Raw genomic sequence first — 17,170 nt, 5'->3', positions numbered from 1 at the left:
TAAATTGAAGATATTCAAAACACTGTTTAACAAAAAGGCATTTACATTAATTGAAATGTTACTAGTTTTATTAATAATTAGCTTATTGCTTATTCTAATTATTCCCAATATAGCTAAACAAACCGCTCATATACAAACTACTGGTTGTGATGCTCAAGTGAAAATGGTTAATAGTCAAATTGAAGCATATACTTTAAAACATAATAGAAATCCTAATACCATCCAAGACTTAATTTCTGAAGGATTTATTAAAGAAAACCAAAAAAATTGCAAATCAGGAGAAACTATTAGTATTAATAATGGCGAAGCGGTTGCAAATTAAATATTTAGCATCATTTACTTATCTAGAGATGTTAATGGTTATGTTTATTCTAGCTATACTAACTGCATGTACACTTATTGGTAAAACACTATTATCAGTATCAGCTTCTAATGATGAACTAAACATTAATCATCTGATAACTCAAATGAATTATTTAAAGTCTAAAGCTATCAATGATAAACAATCAATTTCATTAATATTTACTAATCAAACAAATTCTATAAAAGTAAAAGAAGAACATGGTTCAAAATATCAGTTGAAAATTAAAGGCGGAAAAATAGTAAATATAGCTAAGATACAATTATTAACATTTAATAAAGATGGACATATTAATAATTTTGGTTCAATAAACTTAAAAATGAAACATGGGAATTATAAATTAATATTTCACATAGAAAAGGGGCGTATAAGGTATATTAAAATATAAAATTAAGGGGAGTGTTCTATTAGATAGTTTATTGGCCTTTTTAATCATGAGTACGATTACGCTTGTGTTCATGAGTTCAATTAATCATCTTATTAAAACTTATCAAAATCAATTAGATTTATTAGAAATGCAAAAAGTCATTATAGTAGCCTTAAATAAATTCGATATAAAACAAATAAAGCAAGGAGTATTTATTGATCAATTTCAAGTTACAATGTCTAAACAAAAAATTTGTGTTTCAAATTAGGCGAAAAAGAAAAACTATTGTGTTAAGAAATAGGTTACAAGGGTTTACTTTTATTGAAATGATTTTTGCTCTACTTATTACCATAGTAATCCTTACTTCACTCCCCTTAACTATAAAACTAGTGAGTCATTATAAAGCGTTAGCTAACGAAAACAGTTCAATAGAATTTGAATTCTTTCATAGAGATTTAATAAGAGACATAAATCAACATAATCTTAAATTATTTATGAAAAACAATCATACATTAATTTTAAGGAATAATGAAAGCAGTATAGAATATACATTTAAAAACAATAAAGTATATAAACAAATTAACGGCAAGGGGAATGTTAATTTATTAAATCAAGTTATTGTAGAAAAAATAATAAAGTCGAATGATAACGTAATCAAAATTATACTAAAGGTAGGAAATCCGAATTATAAACAAATTAAAACCCTCTATTTATAAGCAAAAAGCATTTATAAGTCCTTTTTTAATGATTATATTTTTCATTTATTTAACCATTATATCTTTTTATGTAAGCCAATATAGTTTAAAATTAAAGACAACACATAACTTAGAAAAAACATATCAAGAAGTTATAGTTAATAAGCTTAAAGAGGTAGATGTTGTTGCAATTAAATAAAACACCAATTATATTAATAGGCTTCATGGGTACTGGTAAAACTACAGTAGGAAGTTACATGAGAAATCAATTAAATCTTAGTTATGTGGATTTAGATCAATATATTGAACTAAAAGAACATATGACAATACCTCAAATCTTTGATGAAAAAGGTGAAACACACTTTAGAGATTTAGAGTATAAATATTTAGAAGACACTTTAAATAAGTTTGATATTATTTCTACAGGTGGTGGAATAATTGAAAATCAAGCTTCTCTTGATTTATTAAAATTACAAAAAAATGTAATATGGTTAGATTGTGACATTGAAACTGTATTTGAAAGAATCGTTAATGATCCTCATAGACCAAATGCTAATAATAAGTCACTAAATCAACTAAAAAACTTGTATTCATCAAGGATTTCAAGATATAATGAAATCGCATTCATGAAAGTGAATAGTAATCAAAATGTATCAAATATTTATCAAGAAATTACAACTTCATTAACTAGCGATTGATCAGTATTAGAGAGAATAAAAGATAGCTTTTATCGCCGAAGGTGCAAGTAGCAATACTACGAAACTCTCAGGCAAAAGGATAATACTGTTACGCGTTCCTGGAGAATAACTTTAAACAGGGTAGCAATTGATTTGCTACTCTGTTTTTAAATAAATATAGGGGGTTTTGACATGACAAGCGAGTTAAAAAAGACGCCATTATATCAAAATTATGTAGACAGTGGTGCTAAGATAGTAGAATTTGGTGGATGGGCAATGCCTGTTCAATTTTCAAGTATTAAAGAAGAGCACAATGCTGTTCGTTATGAAATTGGTTTATTCGATGTAAGTCATATGGGAGAAGTTCAAATTCAAGGTACAGATGCAAAAGCATTAGTACAATATATTTTATCGAATGATACTAACAATCTAACTGATTCAAAAGCAATATACACTGCTTTATGTAATGAAGAAGGCGGCATTATTGACGACTTGGTTACATATAAATTAGCAGATAATGACTATTTATTAGTTGTTAATGCCGGAAATACCGATAAAGACTTCCAATGGATTGAAAAACAATCTAAAAAATTTGATGTTGAAGTTAAAAACGTTTCTAAAGATTATGGTCAATTAGCATTACAAGGACCAAAAGCTAGAGACCTAATGCAAAAATTAGTAGATATAGATATTTCTGAAATGGGTATGTTTGAATTTAAAAAAGATGTTCAACTTTTAAATAAAAACGTTATTCTTTCACAATCAGGTTATACAGGTGAAGACGGTTTTGAAATTTATTGTGATGCTAAAGATACTGTAGATATCTGGAATGGTTTATTAGAATACGACGTAGTTCCTTGTGGTTTAGGTGCTAGAGATACTTTAAGATTAGAAGCTGGTTTACCACTACATGGTCAAGATTTAACTGAATCAATTACTCCATATGAAGGTGGAATTGCATTTGCTGCTAAACCTTTAATTGAAGAAGATTTTATCGGTAAATCTGTATTAAAAGACCAAAAAGAAAATGGTTCAACAAGACGTACTGTTGGATTAGAAATTTTAGATAAAGGTATTGCTAGAACTGGATACGAAGTTTTAGATTTAGATGGTAATCAAATTGGAGAAGTAACTTCAGGAACAAAATCACCTTCTTCTGATAAATCAATCGCATTAGCTATTATCAATAGAGATGAGTTTGAAATGGGTAAAGAAGTACTAGTTCAAATTAGAAAAAGACAAGTAAAAGCAAAAATTGTTAAGAAGAACCAAATTGAAAAATAGAACAAAGGGGTGGACGAATTGAGTGATCGTTATATACCGTTAACTGATAAAGATAAGCAAGAAATGTTAGACACTATAGGTGCAAAATCAATTGATGAATTATTTGGAGATGTTCCTTCAGATATTTTATTAAATAGAGATTTAGGCATTGGAGAGAGTGAATCTGAAACAACTTTATTAAAACGTTTAAATAAAGTTGCTAGTAAAAACGTTACAAAAGAAACTCACGCATCTTATCTTGGTGCTGGCGTGTACGACCACTATGCACCTTCTGTTGTAGATGCAATGATTTCTAGATCAGAATTTTATACTGCTTACACACCATATCAACCAGAAATTTCACAAGGCGAACTACAAGCTATTTTCGAATTTCAAACATTAATTTGTGAATTAACTAATATGGATGTAGCAAACTCTTCTATGTATGATGGTATGACTAGTTTTGCTGAAGCATGTATTTTAGCTTATAGTCACACTAAAAAGAATAAAATTGTTGTATCAAAAGGATTACATTATCAAGCATTACAAGTATTAAATACGTATGCTAAAACACGTCAAGAATTTGAAGTCGTAGAAGTAGATTTAGATGGTACTATAACTGATTTAGAAAAACTAGAACAAGCAGTTGACGATGAAACTGCAGCATTAGCTGTACAATATCCAAATTTCTTTGGTTCAATAGAAGACTTAGAGAAAATTCAAAGCTTTATAGAAGATAAAAAAGCATTATTTATTGTTTATGCAAATCCTTTAGCATTAGGTTTATTAACACCTCCTGGATCATTCGGTGCTGATATAGTAGTTGGGGATACACAACCATTTGGTATTCCATCTCAATTCGGTGGACCACATTGTGGTTACTTCGCTACTACTAAAAAGCTAATGCGTAAAGTACCAGGTAGATTAGTTGGTCAAACCCAAGATGATGAAGGAAACAGAGGTTTTGTATTAACTTTACAAGCACGTGAACAACATATTCGTCGTGATAAAGCAACTTCAAATATTTGTTCTAACCAAGCGTTAAATGCTCTAGCTTCATCTATTGCAATGTCAGCTTTAGGTAAACAAGGTATATATGATATAGCTGTACAAAACTTTGAACATGCTAACTATGCTAAACAATCATTTAAAGACGCTGGATTTAATGTTTTAGAAGGTACTTCATTCAATGAATTCGTAGTAGAATTTAATAAACCAATTACCGAAGTTAATAAAGCTTTAGCTGAGGAAGACATTATTGGTGGCTTTGACTTGAGTGTAGTTTCAAGTGAATTCAATAACCATATGCTAATTGCAGTTACTGAATTAAGAACTAAAGAAGAAATCGATACATTTGTTAAGAAAGCTGGTGAAATTAATGGTAAGTAAATCAAGTCCACTTATTTTTGAAAGATCTAAAGAGGGTAGATATGCCTATTCTTTACCGCAAAGCGAAATTAACAACAATTCATTTGAATCGATTTTAGATGATAAATTTATTAGAAAAGATAAAGCTGAATTCCCTGAAGTAGCTGAATTAGATTTAGTACGTCACTATACAGAGTTATCTAACAAAAACTTCGGTGTCGACACTGGTTTTTATCCGTTAGGCTCATGTACAATGAAATACAATCCTAAAATTAATGAAAAGGTAGCAAGAATTCCTGGTTTCAGTGAAGCACACCCACTTCAAGATGAAAACCAAATCCAAGGATCTCTTGAAATTATTTATAGTTTACAAGAAGAACTTAAAGAAATTACAGGTATGGATGAAGTTACGCTTCAACCAGCTGCAGGGGCACATGGTGAGTGGACTGCATTAATGATTTTCAAAGCTTACCACCAAAATAATGGTGAAGGTCATCGTGATGAAGTTATCGTTCCTGACTCAGCTCACGGAACAAACCCTGCGTCAGCATCATTTGCTGGGTTCAAATCAGTTACCGTAAAATCAAACGAACGTGGAGAAGTCGATATTGAAGACTTAAAACGTGTTGTAAATGAAAATACAGCAGCGATCATGTTAACGAATCCTAATACATTAGGTATTTTTGAAAAAAATATTATGGAAATTAGAGAAATTGTCCATGAAGCTGGTGGTTTATTATACTATGATGGCGCTAACTTAAATGCTATTATGGATAAAGTTCGCCCAGGAGACATGGGATTTGATGCAGTTCATTTAAATCTTCATAAAACATTTACTGGTCCACATGGTGGCGGTGGCCCTGGTTCTGGACCTGTGGGAGTTGTAAAAGAATTAGCAAGTTATTTACCAAAACCAATGGTAATTAAAGAAAATGACTATTATAAATATGATAATGATATCAAAAACTCTATTGGACGAGTTAAACCATTCTACGGTAACTTTGGTATTTATCTAAGAGCTTATACTTATATTAGAACAATGGGTGCAAAAGGCCTTAAAGAAGTTTCAGAAGCTGCGGTATTAAATGCTAACTACTTAAAAGCACGCTTAAATGATCATTTTGAGATTCCATATCAACAATATTGTAAACACGAATTTGTGTTAAGTGGTATTAAACAAAAACAATATGGTGTTAGAACATTAGATATGGCTAAAAGATTATTAGACTTCGGTGTACATCCGCCAACAATTTACTTCCCATTAAATGTGGAAGAAGGTATGATGATTGAACCTACAGAAACTGAATCTAAAGAGACATTAGATCATTTTGCAGATACTTTAATCCAAATTGCTAATGAAGCTAAAGACGATCCAGATAAAGTTCTTGAAGCCCCTCATACTACAATAATAGACAGATTAGATGAAACAACAGCTGCAAGAAAACCAATTCTTAAATTTGAAAATCTACATGCTGAAAAATAATAATTTTTATAGAGCCCGTTAGTGTATCATTCCAGTACACTAACGGGCTCTTTTTACATAAAAAAGAGTAAAGATAATGCGACTTTATATAAGTCACATTATCTTTACTCCGAAATCATTTAATATTTTCATAAAAATATCAAATGACTATTTTTTGGACTTAATTTTACCAGTCCATTTTTTATAGCCGCCTTTAAGCATATAAATATCATTATAGCCATTTTTTCTTAACATACGAGCAGCACGATAGCTTGCTATACCGTTCGCATCACAAAGATATATAGGTTGATCTTTTCTTAAACCTTGGAATCTTTGTTTAAACATAGTAATTGGAATATTTCGAGCACCGTTAATGTGACCATAATCATAATCAACTTTTTCTCTCACATCAACTACTTGTGCTTTACGTAAACCTTTATGAAATTCATTTTGGTCTAATTCTTTAACAGCTCGTTTATTAAGAATTTGTTGAACGACCATATAACCAATTATTATTATTAAAATAATAATTGCAATATACAAAGAGATACTCATGTTGCATCCTCCCTAATTTACCGATATTATAATTATAAGACTGTTAGAACAAATTATCAAAATATTTTTATACATTTACAGATGTTTTAATAATTTATTCGTAATTATAGGGCTATAATCAAATTTGTTACTAAAGCAATTATTAATGGGGGATTTAATCATGACAGAAACATGGAATTTTATTAACACTGGTAGTAAAGATCCATATTACAATATGGCAATGGATGAAGCACTACTTAATTTCGTTTCTAGGGGGGAAATTGATCCGGTCATACGGTTTTATACATGGAATCCTGCGACACTATCAATAGGTTACTTCCAACGATTAAAAAAAGAAATAGATATTGAAAAGGTAAAAGAAAAAGGCTATGGACTAGTGAGACGACAAACAGGTGGAAGAGGAGTGTTACACGATAAAGAACTAACTTACAGTGTTATTGTTCCTGAATCACATCCTAAAATGCCTACAACCGTAACAGAAGCTTATAGAGTTATTTCTCAAGGATTATTAGAAGGCTTTAAAAATTTAGGTTTCGAAACTTATTTTGCTGTTCCTCGTTCCAAGGAAGAAAGAGAAAAATTAAAACAACCACGTAGTTCAGTTTGCTTCGATGCACCTAGTTGGTATGAACTCGTTGTTGAAGGTCGTAAAATTGCTGGAAGTGCACAAACACGACAAAAAGGCGTGATTCTGCAACATGGATCTATTTTACAAGACATTGATGTAGACGAACTTTTTGACTTATTTATTTTTAAACATGATCGATTAAAAAACAAAATGAAAGAAGCATTTGTAGATAAAGCGGTAGCGATTAACGACATCTCAGAAAAGCACATAACCCTAAATGAAATGGAAGATGCATTTAAAGAAGGTTTTAAAGAAGGTTTACAAATTGAATTTAAACCATTAACACTTACCGATGAACAAATGAACAAAGTTAAAGAACTAGAAGAAAAATTCCGTTCAGATGAATGGACATATAGAAAGTAATATAATCAATAATAAAGCAGTAGTCATCATCAAATTAATGATATCAATGACTACTGCTTATTTTTATTACTATTTATTTCTTTTACGATATTTTCTTGCAGCTCGTTTATACTTTCTTTGATCTTCTGTTAAAAAGAAAAAGTAGTATATTAGATAAATAATTAACACTAAAACTGCGAAACTAATTAACATTTTAACGATTGAAAACAAAAATACGTCTAAATTCATTATCAAACCAAATGCTGCAATCGCTATAACGATATAAAACATTATATTTTTCATTTAAATCCACCTAATTCTAATTAACTTCACTTTGTACACTAGCTAATTTTTTCTGTCCTTTATTAATTTTCTTTTTATTTTTTTCTTGATAACCTTGTTCGATGTCACTAAAGGCTGAAGTTATATTTTTATTTATCTTATTAATACTTTTTTTCGTTGATTTATCTTCACTTGTCATTGAGTCTTCATCTATATCAGATTTATATGTACTATAAGCATCGTTTAAATCAGATGTAATTGTTGATAATTTCTTTTGGATAGAGTTACTTCCTTTATTTTTAGTCACATCCGCATCTATGTCATTATACTTCTCTATAGATTTTGCAACTTTATTATAATAAGAAGAGCTTGCATTTAAATTCTTTTCTTTTTTCTTATTAGTAGCTGTTTGCTTACTATTTTCTTTATCTTTTTGTAATCCTGCAATTTTAGATTTTTGATCGCTAATATCTTGATTTAATTGCTGAATATCTAATTTTAATTGATGATTGTCATCTCTAAGTTTTGTAGTTTTATCTTCTAGTGGTGCAAGATTTTGACTACCACAACCAGCTAATAAGCAAGATGCGCCAATCACGATTATATATTTCTTCATGATTATCTCCCTAAACTAAAAACTATTATATTATTTATTGATTATGCTATCATTTTAATGTATTCAAATAAAATGTACAAACGTTATACTAATTATGGAGGTATTATATGAATAAATTAGAGCAAGTTCAACAATTATTAAAATCTAAAAAACTAGATGCAATTGTCATCCTTTCAGATTACAACAGAAGATATTTATCAGAATTTACTGGTACAAGTGGGGCATTGATTATTTCATCAAACCACAAATATTTAGTTACAGATTTTAGATATACAGAACAAGCTAAAAAACAAGCTACTGAGTTTGAAATTGTAAATAGAAAAAATGATATGATTTCCGAAATCAAATCTATTCTTGAAAAAGAAAAATTAGAAAATGTAGGTTTTGAAGGTCATGAGGTGAGTTATGATACGTACCTCGAATTAAATAAAGGTATGATTACATTAATCAGTATTTCTGATGCAATTGAAAAAATTAGAGAAGTAAAATCAGAAGAAGAAATTGATATAATTAAAAAAGCTGCACAAATCGTTGACGAAACATATGACTATATATTAACAGTTGTAAAAGCTGGTATGTCAGAACGTGAAGTCAAAGCTGCCTTAGAAAGTAAAATGTTACAATTAGGAGCAGATGGTCCTTCTTTTGATACGATTGTAGCATCAGGTTATCGAGGCGCTTTACCTCATGGTGTGGCAAGTGATAAAATTATTGAGCAAGGCGATATGATCACATTGGATTTTGGCGCATATTACAAAGGTTATTGTTCTGATATAACAAGAACATTTGCGATAGGTGAACCAGATCCAAAAATGAAAGAAATTTATGATATAGTATTAAAAGCACAAATAAAAGCTATCGATGAAATTAAACCGGGCTTAACTGTTAAAGAAGCAGATGCATTATCCCGTAATTACATTGAAGCAAAAGGATATGGTGAGCATTTTGGCCATTCATTAGGTCACGGTATTGGTTTAGACATACACGAAGGACCATTGCTTTCACAAAAAGCATCTGGACATCTTCAAGTTAATAATTGCGTTACGATTGAACCAGGTATTTATGTTGATGGATTAGGTGGCGTTAGAATTGAAGATGATATTTTAATTACAGAAAATGGTTGTGAAGTCTTTACTAAATGCACAAAAGACCTTATTATTTTAGAATAAGCGTGTATATTGAGGAGGAAACTGAATGATTTCAGTAAATGATTTTAAAACAGGTTTAACAATATCAGTAGATAATGGTATTTGGAAAGTAATTGATTTCCAACATGTAAAACCAGGAAAAGGATCTGCATTCGTTCGTTCTAAATTACGTAATTTAAGAACTGGTGCTATTCAAGAAAAAACATTTAGAGCAGGCGAAAAAGTTGAACAAGCTATGATTGAAAATCGTCGTATGCAATACCTATATGCAGATGGTGATAATCATGTATTCATGGATAATGAAACATTCGATCAAACAGAATTACCAGGCGATTATCTAAAAGATGAATTAAATTATTTAAAAGCTAATATGGAAGTTCAAATTCAATCTTATGATGGAGAAGTAATTGGACTTGAATTACCAAAAACTGTTGAATTAGAAGTTACTGAAACTGAACCAGGTATTAAAGGTGATACTGCAACTGGTGCTACAAAATCAGCTACAGTTGAAACTGGTTATACATTGAACGTACCTTTATTCGTTAACGAAGGTGACATTCTAGTAATTAATACTGGAGACGGAAGTTACATTTCAAGAGGATAGTCATCAAATTGATGTTCTTCAACACTCATAACTGTCAGAAATGATAGTTGTGAGTGTTTTTTTGCATTTTAATTAACTAAAATATTATATTGTAGGCTTGATAATTTTATAAGTATACAATGTAATTGTATAAAAATACGAAAAGAGGTTTAAGTATGCGTATTAGTATTGTGGGGATTACTGGTTATTCTGGATTAGAATTAGTGCGACTTATCCATTCGCATAACCACTTAGAAGTTGTTTCTATACATGCGACTCAATCTACTGGCACTAAACTATCTGAAATCTATCCACATTTAAAAGGTATCTGTGACTTAGTAATTAAACCATTTGATGCTCGTTACATAATGAAACATGCAGATTTAGTAGTATTTGCCACACCTAGCGGAATAGCAAGTCAATTATCTTCATACTTTATTAATTATCAATTTCCAGTCGTTGATATATCCGGAGATCATAGACTGCCTCCTGATGATTACCAATTATGGTACAAGAAAGAAGTAGTTTCATTAGATATACAAGAACAATTTACATATAGTCTTCCTGAATTTTCTAATATAAAAAACCAAAAATTCATTTCAAACCCAGGTTGTTACGCAACAGCAGTAGAACTTGCACTTATACCACTAGTAAAAGATAAATTAATTCAGTTAGATTCAATCATCGTTGACGCAAAGAGTGGATTATCTGGAGCAGGTAAAAACCCAACCACTACTAGTCATTTTGTAAATATAAACAATAATTATATTACATATAAATTGAATGAACATCAGCATATACCAGAAATTCTACAAATGCTAAAAAAGTACGATAAAAATTTACAGAATATTCAATTTTCTACATCATTAATACCTGTTAATAGAGGAATTATTTCTACTATTTATTGCAAGTTAAATAGTGACATTCATCCAAGTAAAATTAAACTTAGTTATGACTCAGCATATAAAGATAAGTATTTTATACGTATAGTGAATAACATGCCTCAATTGACAGATGTGATTGGTTCAAATTTTGTAAATATTGGTTTTAAATATAATAAATCTATGAATATTTTAACAATTATGGTAGTGTTAGATAATTTAATCAAAGGCGCTTCTGGACAAGCCCTTCAAAATATTAATCTTATGTATGGGTTTGATGAAACAGAAGGTCTTCGCACTTTACCATCAATAGTGTAGTAAGGAGTAACAACATGATAGAAATCACAGGAAACATAGCAAGTCCTATTGGTTATACCGCAGATGGTATTCATTCAGGCATAAAAAAGAAAAACTTAGATTTAGGATGGATTGTGTCTGAAATACCCGCAAGTGTTGCATATGTACAAACAACTAATAAAGTTAAAGCCGCTCCCTTAATTTTAAATAATGAAACTATTCAGGCAAATGGTAAAGTACAAGCTATTATTGTTAATTCTGGTATTGCAAATGCATGTACTGGCTCTCAAGGTATGGAAGATGCTGTCTCAATGCAACAACTCACTGCTAATGCACTGAACATTAATCAAAATCTAGTAACTGTCGCATCTACAGGTGTCATTGGTAAACACTTGCCAATGGATATCATCGACAATGGGATTAGACGGTTAAATAAAAATGGTAACGCTCATCATTTTGCAAAAGCTATATTAACTACTGATTTAACTACTAAAACATGTGTGGTCACTGAAACCATTCATCAACAGAAAATCACTATGGCAGGTGTCGCAAAAGGATCAGGTATGATACATCCAAATATGGCTACGATGTTAGCGTTTATCACTTGTGATGCCAATATATCAACTGAAACATTACAGCTGGCATTACAAACTAATGTCAATAAAACGTTCAATCAAATCACAATAGATGGAGACACATCAACTAATGATTTAGTACTTGTATTATCAAATGGCTTAGCACGTAATCAGGAAATTTTACCGAACACGGAGGAATACATAACGTTTTGCAATATGTTAGAGCACGTCATGCGAAATCTTGCTATGAAAATCGCTAAAGATGGAGAAGGTGCAACCAAACTAATAGAAGTTAAAGTAATGGGAATGCCTACAGAAACATCTGCTAGAATGATTGCTAAAACAGTAGTGGGGTCTAGTTTGGTTAAATCAGCAATTTTTGGAGAAGACCCGAATTGGGGACGTATTCTTGCCTCTATAGGCTATACAAAGACAAACTTTGATGTAACAAATATAGACATTGCTATTGAAGATATACTTGTTATGACTCATTCAACTCCTGAAGCTTTTGATAAACAACAAATGCAACATCTATTAAAAAAAGATCATATTAAAATTTCTATCAATATGCATCAAGGAAATCAAAATGGAACTGCTTGGGGATGTGACCTAACTTATGACTATGTAAAAATAAACGCTTTATATACAACTTAGAGGTAATAATATGAATAAAATTATAGTAATAAAAATGGGCGGTATTGCAACAAAAAACATTACACCTGAAACAATTCAACAATTAAAAATTTGGATTAAACAACGATATAAAATTATTATCGTACATGGCGGAGGAAAAGTGATTGAAGAATTATTAATCAATGCTGGCCATACTACAATAAAAAAAGATGGTCTTAGAATAACATCACAATCAGATCTTCCTATAATAAAAGAAGCACTTTTCAATCATGTCGGGGCACAATTAACTGCATATTTAAAGAAGCAAAACATAGCAGTCAATCACTTAAAAGATAAGCAACTCTCTTTTATACAAGCAGAGTATTTGAATTATAAAATATATGGTTCTGTAGGTACATCTATACAAATTAATCCAAATTATATTAACGATCTTTTAAATAAAAATAATATCCCAGTATTAGCATCATTAGGAACTCATATAAATGGTGAATTAATCAACATTAATGCGGACCATTTAGCAACTGCCATAGCTATTTCACTAAAAGCACAAAAATTGATTCTAATGACAGATGTAAAAGGTGTCTTAGAAAACGGAAAACTTATCAATCGATTACATATAAATGAGGTACAAACTAAAATAAAAGAAAACATTATTACTGGTGGAATGATACCTAAGATTGAAAGTGCTGTTGATACAGTAAAATCAGGGGTCAAGAAAGTTATCATAGGTGACAACTTGTTAACAGGGACAGTCATAGAGGGGAACATCTAATGAGTTATTTATTTCAAAATTATAAACTATCAAATATTGAATTCGTAAAAGCACAGGGCAATGAACTAATCGATGAAAATGGTAATAAATATCTCGATTTTTCATCAGGAATTGGTGTTACAAACTTAGGATTTCATCCACTACTTATTGATGCATTACAACAGCAAATTAACCTTATTTGGCACACGCCTAATTTATACATAAATACATTACAAGAAGAAGTTGCAAAATCGTTAGTAGATGATCAAGACTATTGTGTTTACTTTTGTAATAGTGGTGCCGAAGCAAATGAAGCAGCCATTAAATTAGCACGAAAATTCACTAGTAAACAATCTATAATTTGCTTTGAACAATCATTTCACGGTAGGACTTATGGTGCAATGTCAGCGACAGGACAATCTAAAATTAAATATGGATTTGGTGATGGTGTTCCACATTTTTCGTTTGCCAAATTCAATGATATTGAAAGTGTTAAATCATTAATTTCTAGTGATACTGCAGCAATTATGCTCGAATTAATTCAAGGTGAATCAGGTATACATCTGGTGCAATCAACATTTATTAATCAATTAAATCAGTTATGCAAAGACAACAACATATTATTGATAATAGATGAAATTCAAACTGGAATAGGTCGCACTGGAACGCTATTTGCATATGAACAGTATGGTATTCAACCTGATATTATTACATCTGCTAAAGGGCTTGCAAATGGTATACCGTGTGGTGCTATGATAGGACATCGTCGTTTGAGCCATGCCTTTGATTATGGTAGTCATGGATCTACATTTGGCGGAAATAAATTAGCAATGACAGTGGCTAAAGAAACCCTCTCAATAGTAAAAGATAAAGAATTTTTAAATCAAATTAGTTTAAAAGGTAAAACTTTACTTGCTAAATTAAAAAAACAATTAAATGATAATCCAAATATTATAGACATCCGTGGTAAAGGGTTAATGATTGGTATTGAAACAACATTAAATATAGAACAATTAGTTAACGAAGCTCGTCGCCGAGGATTAATTGTTTTACCAGCAGGCCAAAATGTTATTCGATTACTACCTCCACTTACTATTACTTCACAACAAATTGATAAAGCAATAAGCATTTTAAATCAAATTTTCAATAAAAAATATTAAACTAACACAATAACGTGAAAGCAATCAACATACGATCTTTCACGTTTTTTATGTTTTACAAATGACTATATACGATTAATCTATTTATATTACTTATCAATTTAATCGTTGATATATCGCTCTCAATTTAAAATGAAATTAGAGGATATCTTCTCATGCTTGAATTGAGCGGTTTACTCAAGTAAAATAGACGGGTAGATGAAAACAAACTGAAGGAGTCAGTAATAATTATGAACTTTAAAGAAATAAAAGAATTAATTGAGATTCTTGATCAATCAAACTTAACTGAAATTAACATTGAAGATAACAAAGGTAGCGTAGTTAACTTAAAAAAACAAAAAGAAACTGAAATTATAACGCCACAAGTAGCACAAGCGCCAGCGCAATCAATAGCACAACCTCAACATGCTACTCAACCTGTGCAACAACCTAGTGAAGATAATCAAACTCAAGAAACAGCTTCAGACAATTACGAAACAATTAACGCACCAATGGTAGGAACGTTTTATAAATCACCTTCTCCAGAAGAGGGTGCATATGTACAAGTTGGAGATAAAGTTTCCAACGATACAACTGTTTGTATCTTAGAAGCAATGAAGTTATTCAATGAAATTCAAGCTGAAATTTCAGGAGAAATAGTAGAAATATTAGTAGAAGACGGACAAATGGTAGAGTATGGCCAACCGTTATTCAAGGTGAAATAATGAAGAAAATACTCATCGCTAATCGTGGTGAAATTGCTGTAAGAATTATAAGAGCATGCCATGAGTTAGGTATTCAAACAGTTGCAGTCTATTCAGAAGGAGACAAAGACGCTTTACATACTCAAATTGCTGATGAAGCATACTGCGTCGGTCCAACCCTGTCTAAAGACTCATATTTAAACATTCCCAATATCCTATCAATTGCAACATCAACTGGTTGTGATGGCGTACATCCTGGCTATGGATTTTTAGCTGAAAATGCTGACTTTGCAGAATTATGTGAAGCATGTCAGCTAAAATTTATCGGACCTAGCTATGAATCAATCCAAAAAATGGGTATCAAAGACGTTGCGAAAGCAGAAATGATAAAAGCTAATGTACCTGTTGTACCTGGTAGTGAAGGCTTAGTTCATAATATCGATGATGCAAAGAAAGTCGCTAAGAAAATTGGTTACCCAGTCATTATTAAAGCTACTGCAGGTGGCGGCGGTAAAGGTATCCGTGTTGCTCGTGATGAGAAAGAACTTGAAACTGGATATAGAATGACACAACAAGAAGCGGAAACTGCATTTGGTAATGGCGGTTTATACTTAGAAAAGTTCATCGAAAACTTCCGTCATATTGAAATCCAAATTATTGGTGATAGTTTCGGAAATGTTATCCATTTAGGTGAAAGAGACTGTACAATTCAACGTCGTATGCAAAAATTAGTTGAAGAAGCACCATCACCTATATTATCTGAAGAAACACGCCAAGAAATGGGTAATGCAGCTATTAGAGCAGCTAAAGCTGTAAACTATGAAAACGCAGGTACAATCGAATTTATATATGACTTAAATGATGATAAATTCTACTTTATGGAAATGAATACACGTATCCAAGTTGAACACCCAGTAACTGAAATGGTAACAGGTGTTGATTTAGTTAAATTACAATTAAAAGTTGCAATGGGTGAAGCATTACCATTCAAACAAAAAGACATCAAAATTAATGGTCATGCTATTGAATTTAGAATAAATGCTGAAAATCCATATAAAGATTTTATGCCTTCTCCAGGTAAAATTACTCAGTATTTAGCACCGGGTGGATTCGGAGTAAGAATCGAGTCTGCATGTTATACTAATTATACAATTCCACCTTATTATGATTCTATGGTAGCGAAATTAATCGTTCATGAATCAACGCGCGATGAAGCTATCATGACAGGTATTAGAGCTTTAAGTGAGTATTTAGTTTTAGGAATAGATACGACAATACCTTTCCACCTAAGATTATTGAATAATGATGTATTCAGAAGTGGTGAATTTAATACGAAATTCCTTGAAAAATATAATATTATGGCTGATGACAAACAATAGGAGGTTAAAACAATGGTCAATGTTGCAGATTATTCTCATACAAATTTAGGCAAAATCGAAATTGCTCCAGAAGTTTTATCTGTTATTGCAAGTATTGCCACATCAGAAGTAGATGGCATTACAGGACATTTTGCAGAACTTAAAAATACTAACTTAGAAAAAATTAGTCGTAAAAATTTAAATAGAGATTTAAAAATAGATGCAAGAGAAGACGGTATTTATATTGATGTTTATTGTGCACTTAAGCATGGTATCAATATCTCCAAAACCGCAAATCAAATTCAAACTGCTATTTTTAATCAAATATCAACAATGGCAGCCATTGAACCACAACAAATTAATGTTCATATTACTCAAATAGTAATAGAAAAATAAATATTAACTTAAGATAGGTACTTGTTCAGAGATTTTAAAATTAAAATAATATTTCTCAACAGTACCTTGTCTTTTATAAAAACGTTTGA

20 protein-coding genes and 1 riboswitch are annotated in these 17,170 nt (G+C 30.8%); of the genes, 17 read left to right on the top strand and 3 right to left on the bottom strand.

Going from position 1 to position 17,170, the window contains the following annotated elements:
• The first annotated feature begins 10 nt into the window (after window positions 1–10).
• The 7 genes from comGC (at window position 11) to gcvPB (ending at window position 6,214) form a co-directional block, all read left to right on the top strand.
• Complete coding sequence (comGC, locus tag HMPREF3125_RS10925; RefSeq protein ID WP_029055749.1) at window positions 11–322, top strand: competence type IV pilus major pilin ComGC; 312 nt, start codon at window positions 11–13, stop codon at window positions 320–322.
• Window positions 300–749 (top strand): competence type IV pilus minor pilin ComGD, encoded by a 450-nt coding sequence (comGD, locus tag HMPREF3125_RS10920; RefSeq protein ID WP_083279990.1) that lies wholly within the window; start codon window positions 300–302, stop codon window positions 747–749. The genes comGC and comGD overlap by 23 nt, the downstream gene beginning before the upstream one ends.
• 31 nt (window positions 750–780) lie before the next feature.
• Window positions 781–996 (top strand): hypothetical protein, encoded by a 216-nt coding sequence (locus tag HMPREF3125_RS12865; protein ID WP_186802324.1) that lies wholly within the window; start codon window positions 781–783, stop codon window positions 994–996.
• A 606-nt stretch (window positions 997–1,602) separates the two neighbouring features.
• Window positions 1,603–2,121, top strand: a complete 519-nt coding sequence (locus tag HMPREF3125_RS10905; RefSeq protein ID WP_070453853.1) for a shikimate kinase — start codon at window positions 1,603–1,605, stop codon at window positions 2,119–2,121.
• A riboswitch (glycine riboswitch) is annotated at window positions 2,118–2,214 on the top strand. (Overlaps the previous gene by 4 nt.)
• Window positions 2,215–2,292: 78 nt before the next feature.
• Entirely contained in the window at window positions 2,293–3,384 is a 1,092-nt protein-coding gene (gene gcvT, locus HMPREF3125_RS10900; protein WP_070453851.1) for a glycine cleavage system aminomethyltransferase GcvT, read from the top strand.
• A gap of 18 nt (window positions 3,385–3,402) precedes the next feature.
• Window positions 3,403–4,752, top strand: a complete 1,350-nt coding sequence (gcvPA, locus tag HMPREF3125_RS10895) for an aminomethyl-transferring glycine dehydrogenase subunit GcvPA (protein ID WP_070453849.1) — start codon at window positions 3,403–3,405, stop codon at window positions 4,750–4,752.
• A complete protein-coding gene (gene gcvPB, locus HMPREF3125_RS10890; protein ID WP_017636956.1) occupies window positions 4,742–6,214 on the top strand; it encodes an aminomethyl-transferring glycine dehydrogenase subunit GcvPB in 1,473 nt (490 codons plus the stop codon). The genes gcvPA and gcvPB overlap by 11 nt, the downstream gene beginning before the upstream one ends.
• A 147-nt stretch (window positions 6,215–6,361) precedes the next feature.
• Here the strand turns inward: gcvPB and HMPREF3125_RS10885 are convergent, their stop codons facing one another.
• Window positions 6,362–6,748, bottom strand: coding sequence for a rhodanese-like domain-containing protein (locus tag HMPREF3125_RS10885; RefSeq protein WP_017636957.1), 387 nt, complete (start codon window positions 6,746–6,748; stop codon window positions 6,362–6,364).
• Between the two features lie 160 nt (window positions 6,749–6,908).
• On the opposite strand from HMPREF3125_RS10885, the gene HMPREF3125_RS10880 reads away from it, so the two are divergent.
• Window positions 6,909–7,739 carry a lipoate--protein ligase family protein gene (locus HMPREF3125_RS10880; protein ID WP_070453847.1) on the top strand — a complete coding sequence of 277 codons (831 nt, stop codon included), beginning with the start codon at window positions 6,909–6,911 and terminating at the stop codon, window positions 7,737–7,739.
• A 69-nt stretch (window positions 7,740–7,808) separates the two neighbouring features.
• Here the strand turns inward: HMPREF3125_RS10880 and HMPREF3125_RS10875 are convergent, their stop codons facing one another.
• Window positions 7,809–8,021 carry an SA1362 family protein gene (locus tag HMPREF3125_RS10875; protein ID WP_029055294.1) on the bottom strand — a complete coding sequence of 71 codons (213 nt, stop codon included), beginning with the start codon at window positions 8,019–8,021 and terminating at the stop codon, window positions 7,809–7,811.
• A 16-nt stretch (window positions 8,022–8,037) separates the two neighbouring features.
• Entirely contained in the window at window positions 8,038–8,616 is a 579-nt protein-coding gene (locus HMPREF3125_RS10870; protein WP_029055295.1) for a hypothetical protein, read from the bottom strand.
• A gap of 107 nt (window positions 8,617–8,723) precedes the next feature.
• Here HMPREF3125_RS10870 and HMPREF3125_RS10865 point away from each other — a divergent pair, with 107 nt between their 5' ends.
• From HMPREF3125_RS10865 to HMPREF3125_RS10825, 9 genes are all read left to right on the top strand, one after another.
• Window positions 8,724–9,785 carry a M24 family metallopeptidase gene (locus HMPREF3125_RS10865; protein ID WP_017637911.1) on the top strand — a complete coding sequence of 354 codons (1,062 nt, stop codon included), beginning with the start codon at window positions 8,724–8,726 and terminating at the stop codon, window positions 9,783–9,785.
• A 25-nt stretch (window positions 9,786–9,810) separates the two neighbouring features.
• Entirely contained in the window at window positions 9,811–10,368 is a 558-nt protein-coding gene (efp, locus tag HMPREF3125_RS10860) for an elongation factor P (RefSeq protein WP_017637912.1), read from the top strand.
• Window positions 10,369–10,523: 155 nt separating this feature from the next.
• Window positions 10,524–11,546 carry an N-acetyl-gamma-glutamyl-phosphate reductase gene (gene argC / locus HMPREF3125_RS10855; RefSeq protein ID WP_070453845.1) on the top strand — a complete coding sequence of 341 codons (1,023 nt, stop codon included), beginning with the start codon at window positions 10,524–10,526 and terminating at the stop codon, window positions 11,544–11,546.
• Window positions 11,547–11,560: 14 nt separating this feature from the next.
• A complete protein-coding gene (argJ, locus tag HMPREF3125_RS10850) occupies window positions 11,561–12,754 on the top strand; it encodes a bifunctional glutamate N-acetyltransferase/amino-acid acetyltransferase ArgJ (RefSeq protein WP_070453844.1) in 1,194 nt (397 codons plus the stop codon).
• A gap of 10 nt (window positions 12,755–12,764) precedes the next feature.
• Window positions 12,765–13,505, top strand: coding sequence for an acetylglutamate kinase (gene argB / locus HMPREF3125_RS10845; protein WP_070453842.1), 741 nt, complete (start codon window positions 12,765–12,767; stop codon window positions 13,503–13,505).
• Window positions 13,505–14,644 carry an acetylornithine transaminase gene (locus HMPREF3125_RS10840; protein ID WP_070453840.1) on the top strand — a complete coding sequence of 380 codons (1,140 nt, stop codon included), beginning with the start codon at window positions 13,505–13,507 and terminating at the stop codon, window positions 14,642–14,644. The genes argB and HMPREF3125_RS10840 overlap by 1 nt, the downstream gene beginning before the upstream one ends.
• 230 nt (window positions 14,645–14,874) lie before the next feature.
• Complete coding sequence (accB, locus tag HMPREF3125_RS10835) at window positions 14,875–15,348, top strand: acetyl-CoA carboxylase biotin carboxyl carrier protein (RefSeq protein WP_017637917.1); 474 nt, start codon at window positions 14,875–14,877, stop codon at window positions 15,346–15,348.
• Window positions 15,348–16,706 (top strand): acetyl-CoA carboxylase biotin carboxylase subunit, encoded by a 1,359-nt coding sequence (gene accC / locus HMPREF3125_RS10830; protein WP_017637918.1) that lies wholly within the window; start codon window positions 15,348–15,350, stop codon window positions 16,704–16,706. Before accB ends, accC begins: the two co-directional genes overlap by 1 nt.
• A 12-nt stretch (window positions 16,707–16,718) precedes the next feature.
• A complete protein-coding gene (locus HMPREF3125_RS10825; RefSeq protein ID WP_017637919.1) occupies window positions 16,719–17,081 on the top strand; it encodes an Asp23/Gls24 family envelope stress response protein in 363 nt (120 codons plus the stop codon).
• Window positions 17,082–17,170 lie beyond the last annotated feature (89 nt).

Origin of the sequence: Staphylococcus sp. HMSC13A10 (genome assembly GCF_001808005.1) — a bacterium.
Taxonomy (GTDB): Bacteria; Bacillota; Bacilli; order Staphylococcales; family Staphylococcaceae; genus Staphylococcus; species Staphylococcus pasteuri.
Note: the sequence above shows the minus strand (reverse complement) of the source record. Positions and strands in the feature narration are given on the sequence as shown.

What these genes read in the sequence shown, in the direction of transcription:
- gcvT (WP_070453851.1), top strand. Translation starts at nt 2,293, where the DNA reads ATGACAAGCGAGTTAAAAAAGACGCCATTATATCAAAATTATGTAGAC.
- argC (WP_070453845.1), top strand. Translation starts at nt 10,524, where the DNA reads ATGCGTATTAGTATTGTGGGGATTACTGGTTATTCTGGATTAGAATTA.
- accC (WP_017637918.1), top strand. Translation starts at nt 15,348, where the DNA reads ATGAAGAAAATACTCATCGCTAATCGTGGTGAAATTGCTGTAAGAATT.
- HMPREF3125_RS10825 (WP_017637919.1), top strand. Translation starts at nt 16,719, where the DNA reads ATGGTCAATGTTGCAGATTATTCTCATACAAATTTAGGCAAAATCGAA.
- HMPREF3125_RS10885 (WP_017636957.1), bottom strand. Translation starts at nt 6,748, where the DNA reads ATGAGTATCTCTTTGTATATTGCAATTATTATTTTAATAATAATAATT.
- HMPREF3125_RS10865 (WP_017637911.1), top strand. Translation starts at nt 8,724, where the DNA reads ATGAATAAATTAGAGCAAGTTCAACAATTATTAAAATCTAAAAAACTA.
- efp (WP_017637912.1), top strand. Translation starts at nt 9,811, where the DNA reads ATGATTTCAGTAAATGATTTTAAAACAGGTTTAACAATATCAGTAGAT.
- argJ (WP_070453844.1), top strand. Translation starts at nt 11,561, where the DNA reads ATGATAGAAATCACAGGAAACATAGCAAGTCCTATTGGTTATACCGCA.
- accB (WP_017637917.1), top strand. Translation starts at nt 14,875, where the DNA reads ATGAACTTTAAAGAAATAAAAGAATTAATTGAGATTCTTGATCAATCA.
- HMPREF3125_RS10880 (WP_070453847.1), top strand. Translation starts at nt 6,909, where the DNA reads ATGACAGAAACATGGAATTTTATTAACACTGGTAGTAAAGATCCATAT.
- argB (WP_070453842.1), top strand. Translation starts at nt 12,765, where the DNA reads ATGAATAAAATTATAGTAATAAAAATGGGCGGTATTGCAACAAAAAAC.
- comGD (WP_083279990.1), top strand. Translation starts at nt 300, where the DNA reads ATGGCGAAGCGGTTGCAAATTAAATATTTAGCATCATTTACTTATCTA.
- gcvPB (WP_017636956.1), top strand. Translation starts at nt 4,742, where the DNA reads ATGGTAAGTAAATCAAGTCCACTTATTTTTGAAAGATCTAAAGAGGGT.
- HMPREF3125_RS10875 (WP_029055294.1), bottom strand. Translation starts at nt 8,021, where the DNA reads ATGAAAAATATAATGTTTTATATCGTTATAGCGATTGCAGCATTTGGT.
- HMPREF3125_RS10870 (WP_029055295.1), bottom strand. Translation starts at nt 8,616, where the DNA reads ATGAAGAAATATATAATCGTGATTGGCGCATCTTGCTTATTAGCTGGT.
- HMPREF3125_RS10840 (WP_070453840.1), top strand. Translation starts at nt 13,505, where the DNA reads ATGAGTTATTTATTTCAAAATTATAAACTATCAAATATTGAATTCGTA.
- HMPREF3125_RS10905 (WP_070453853.1), top strand. Translation starts at nt 1,603, where the DNA reads ATGTTGTTGCAATTAAATAAAACACCAATTATATTAATAGGCTTCATG.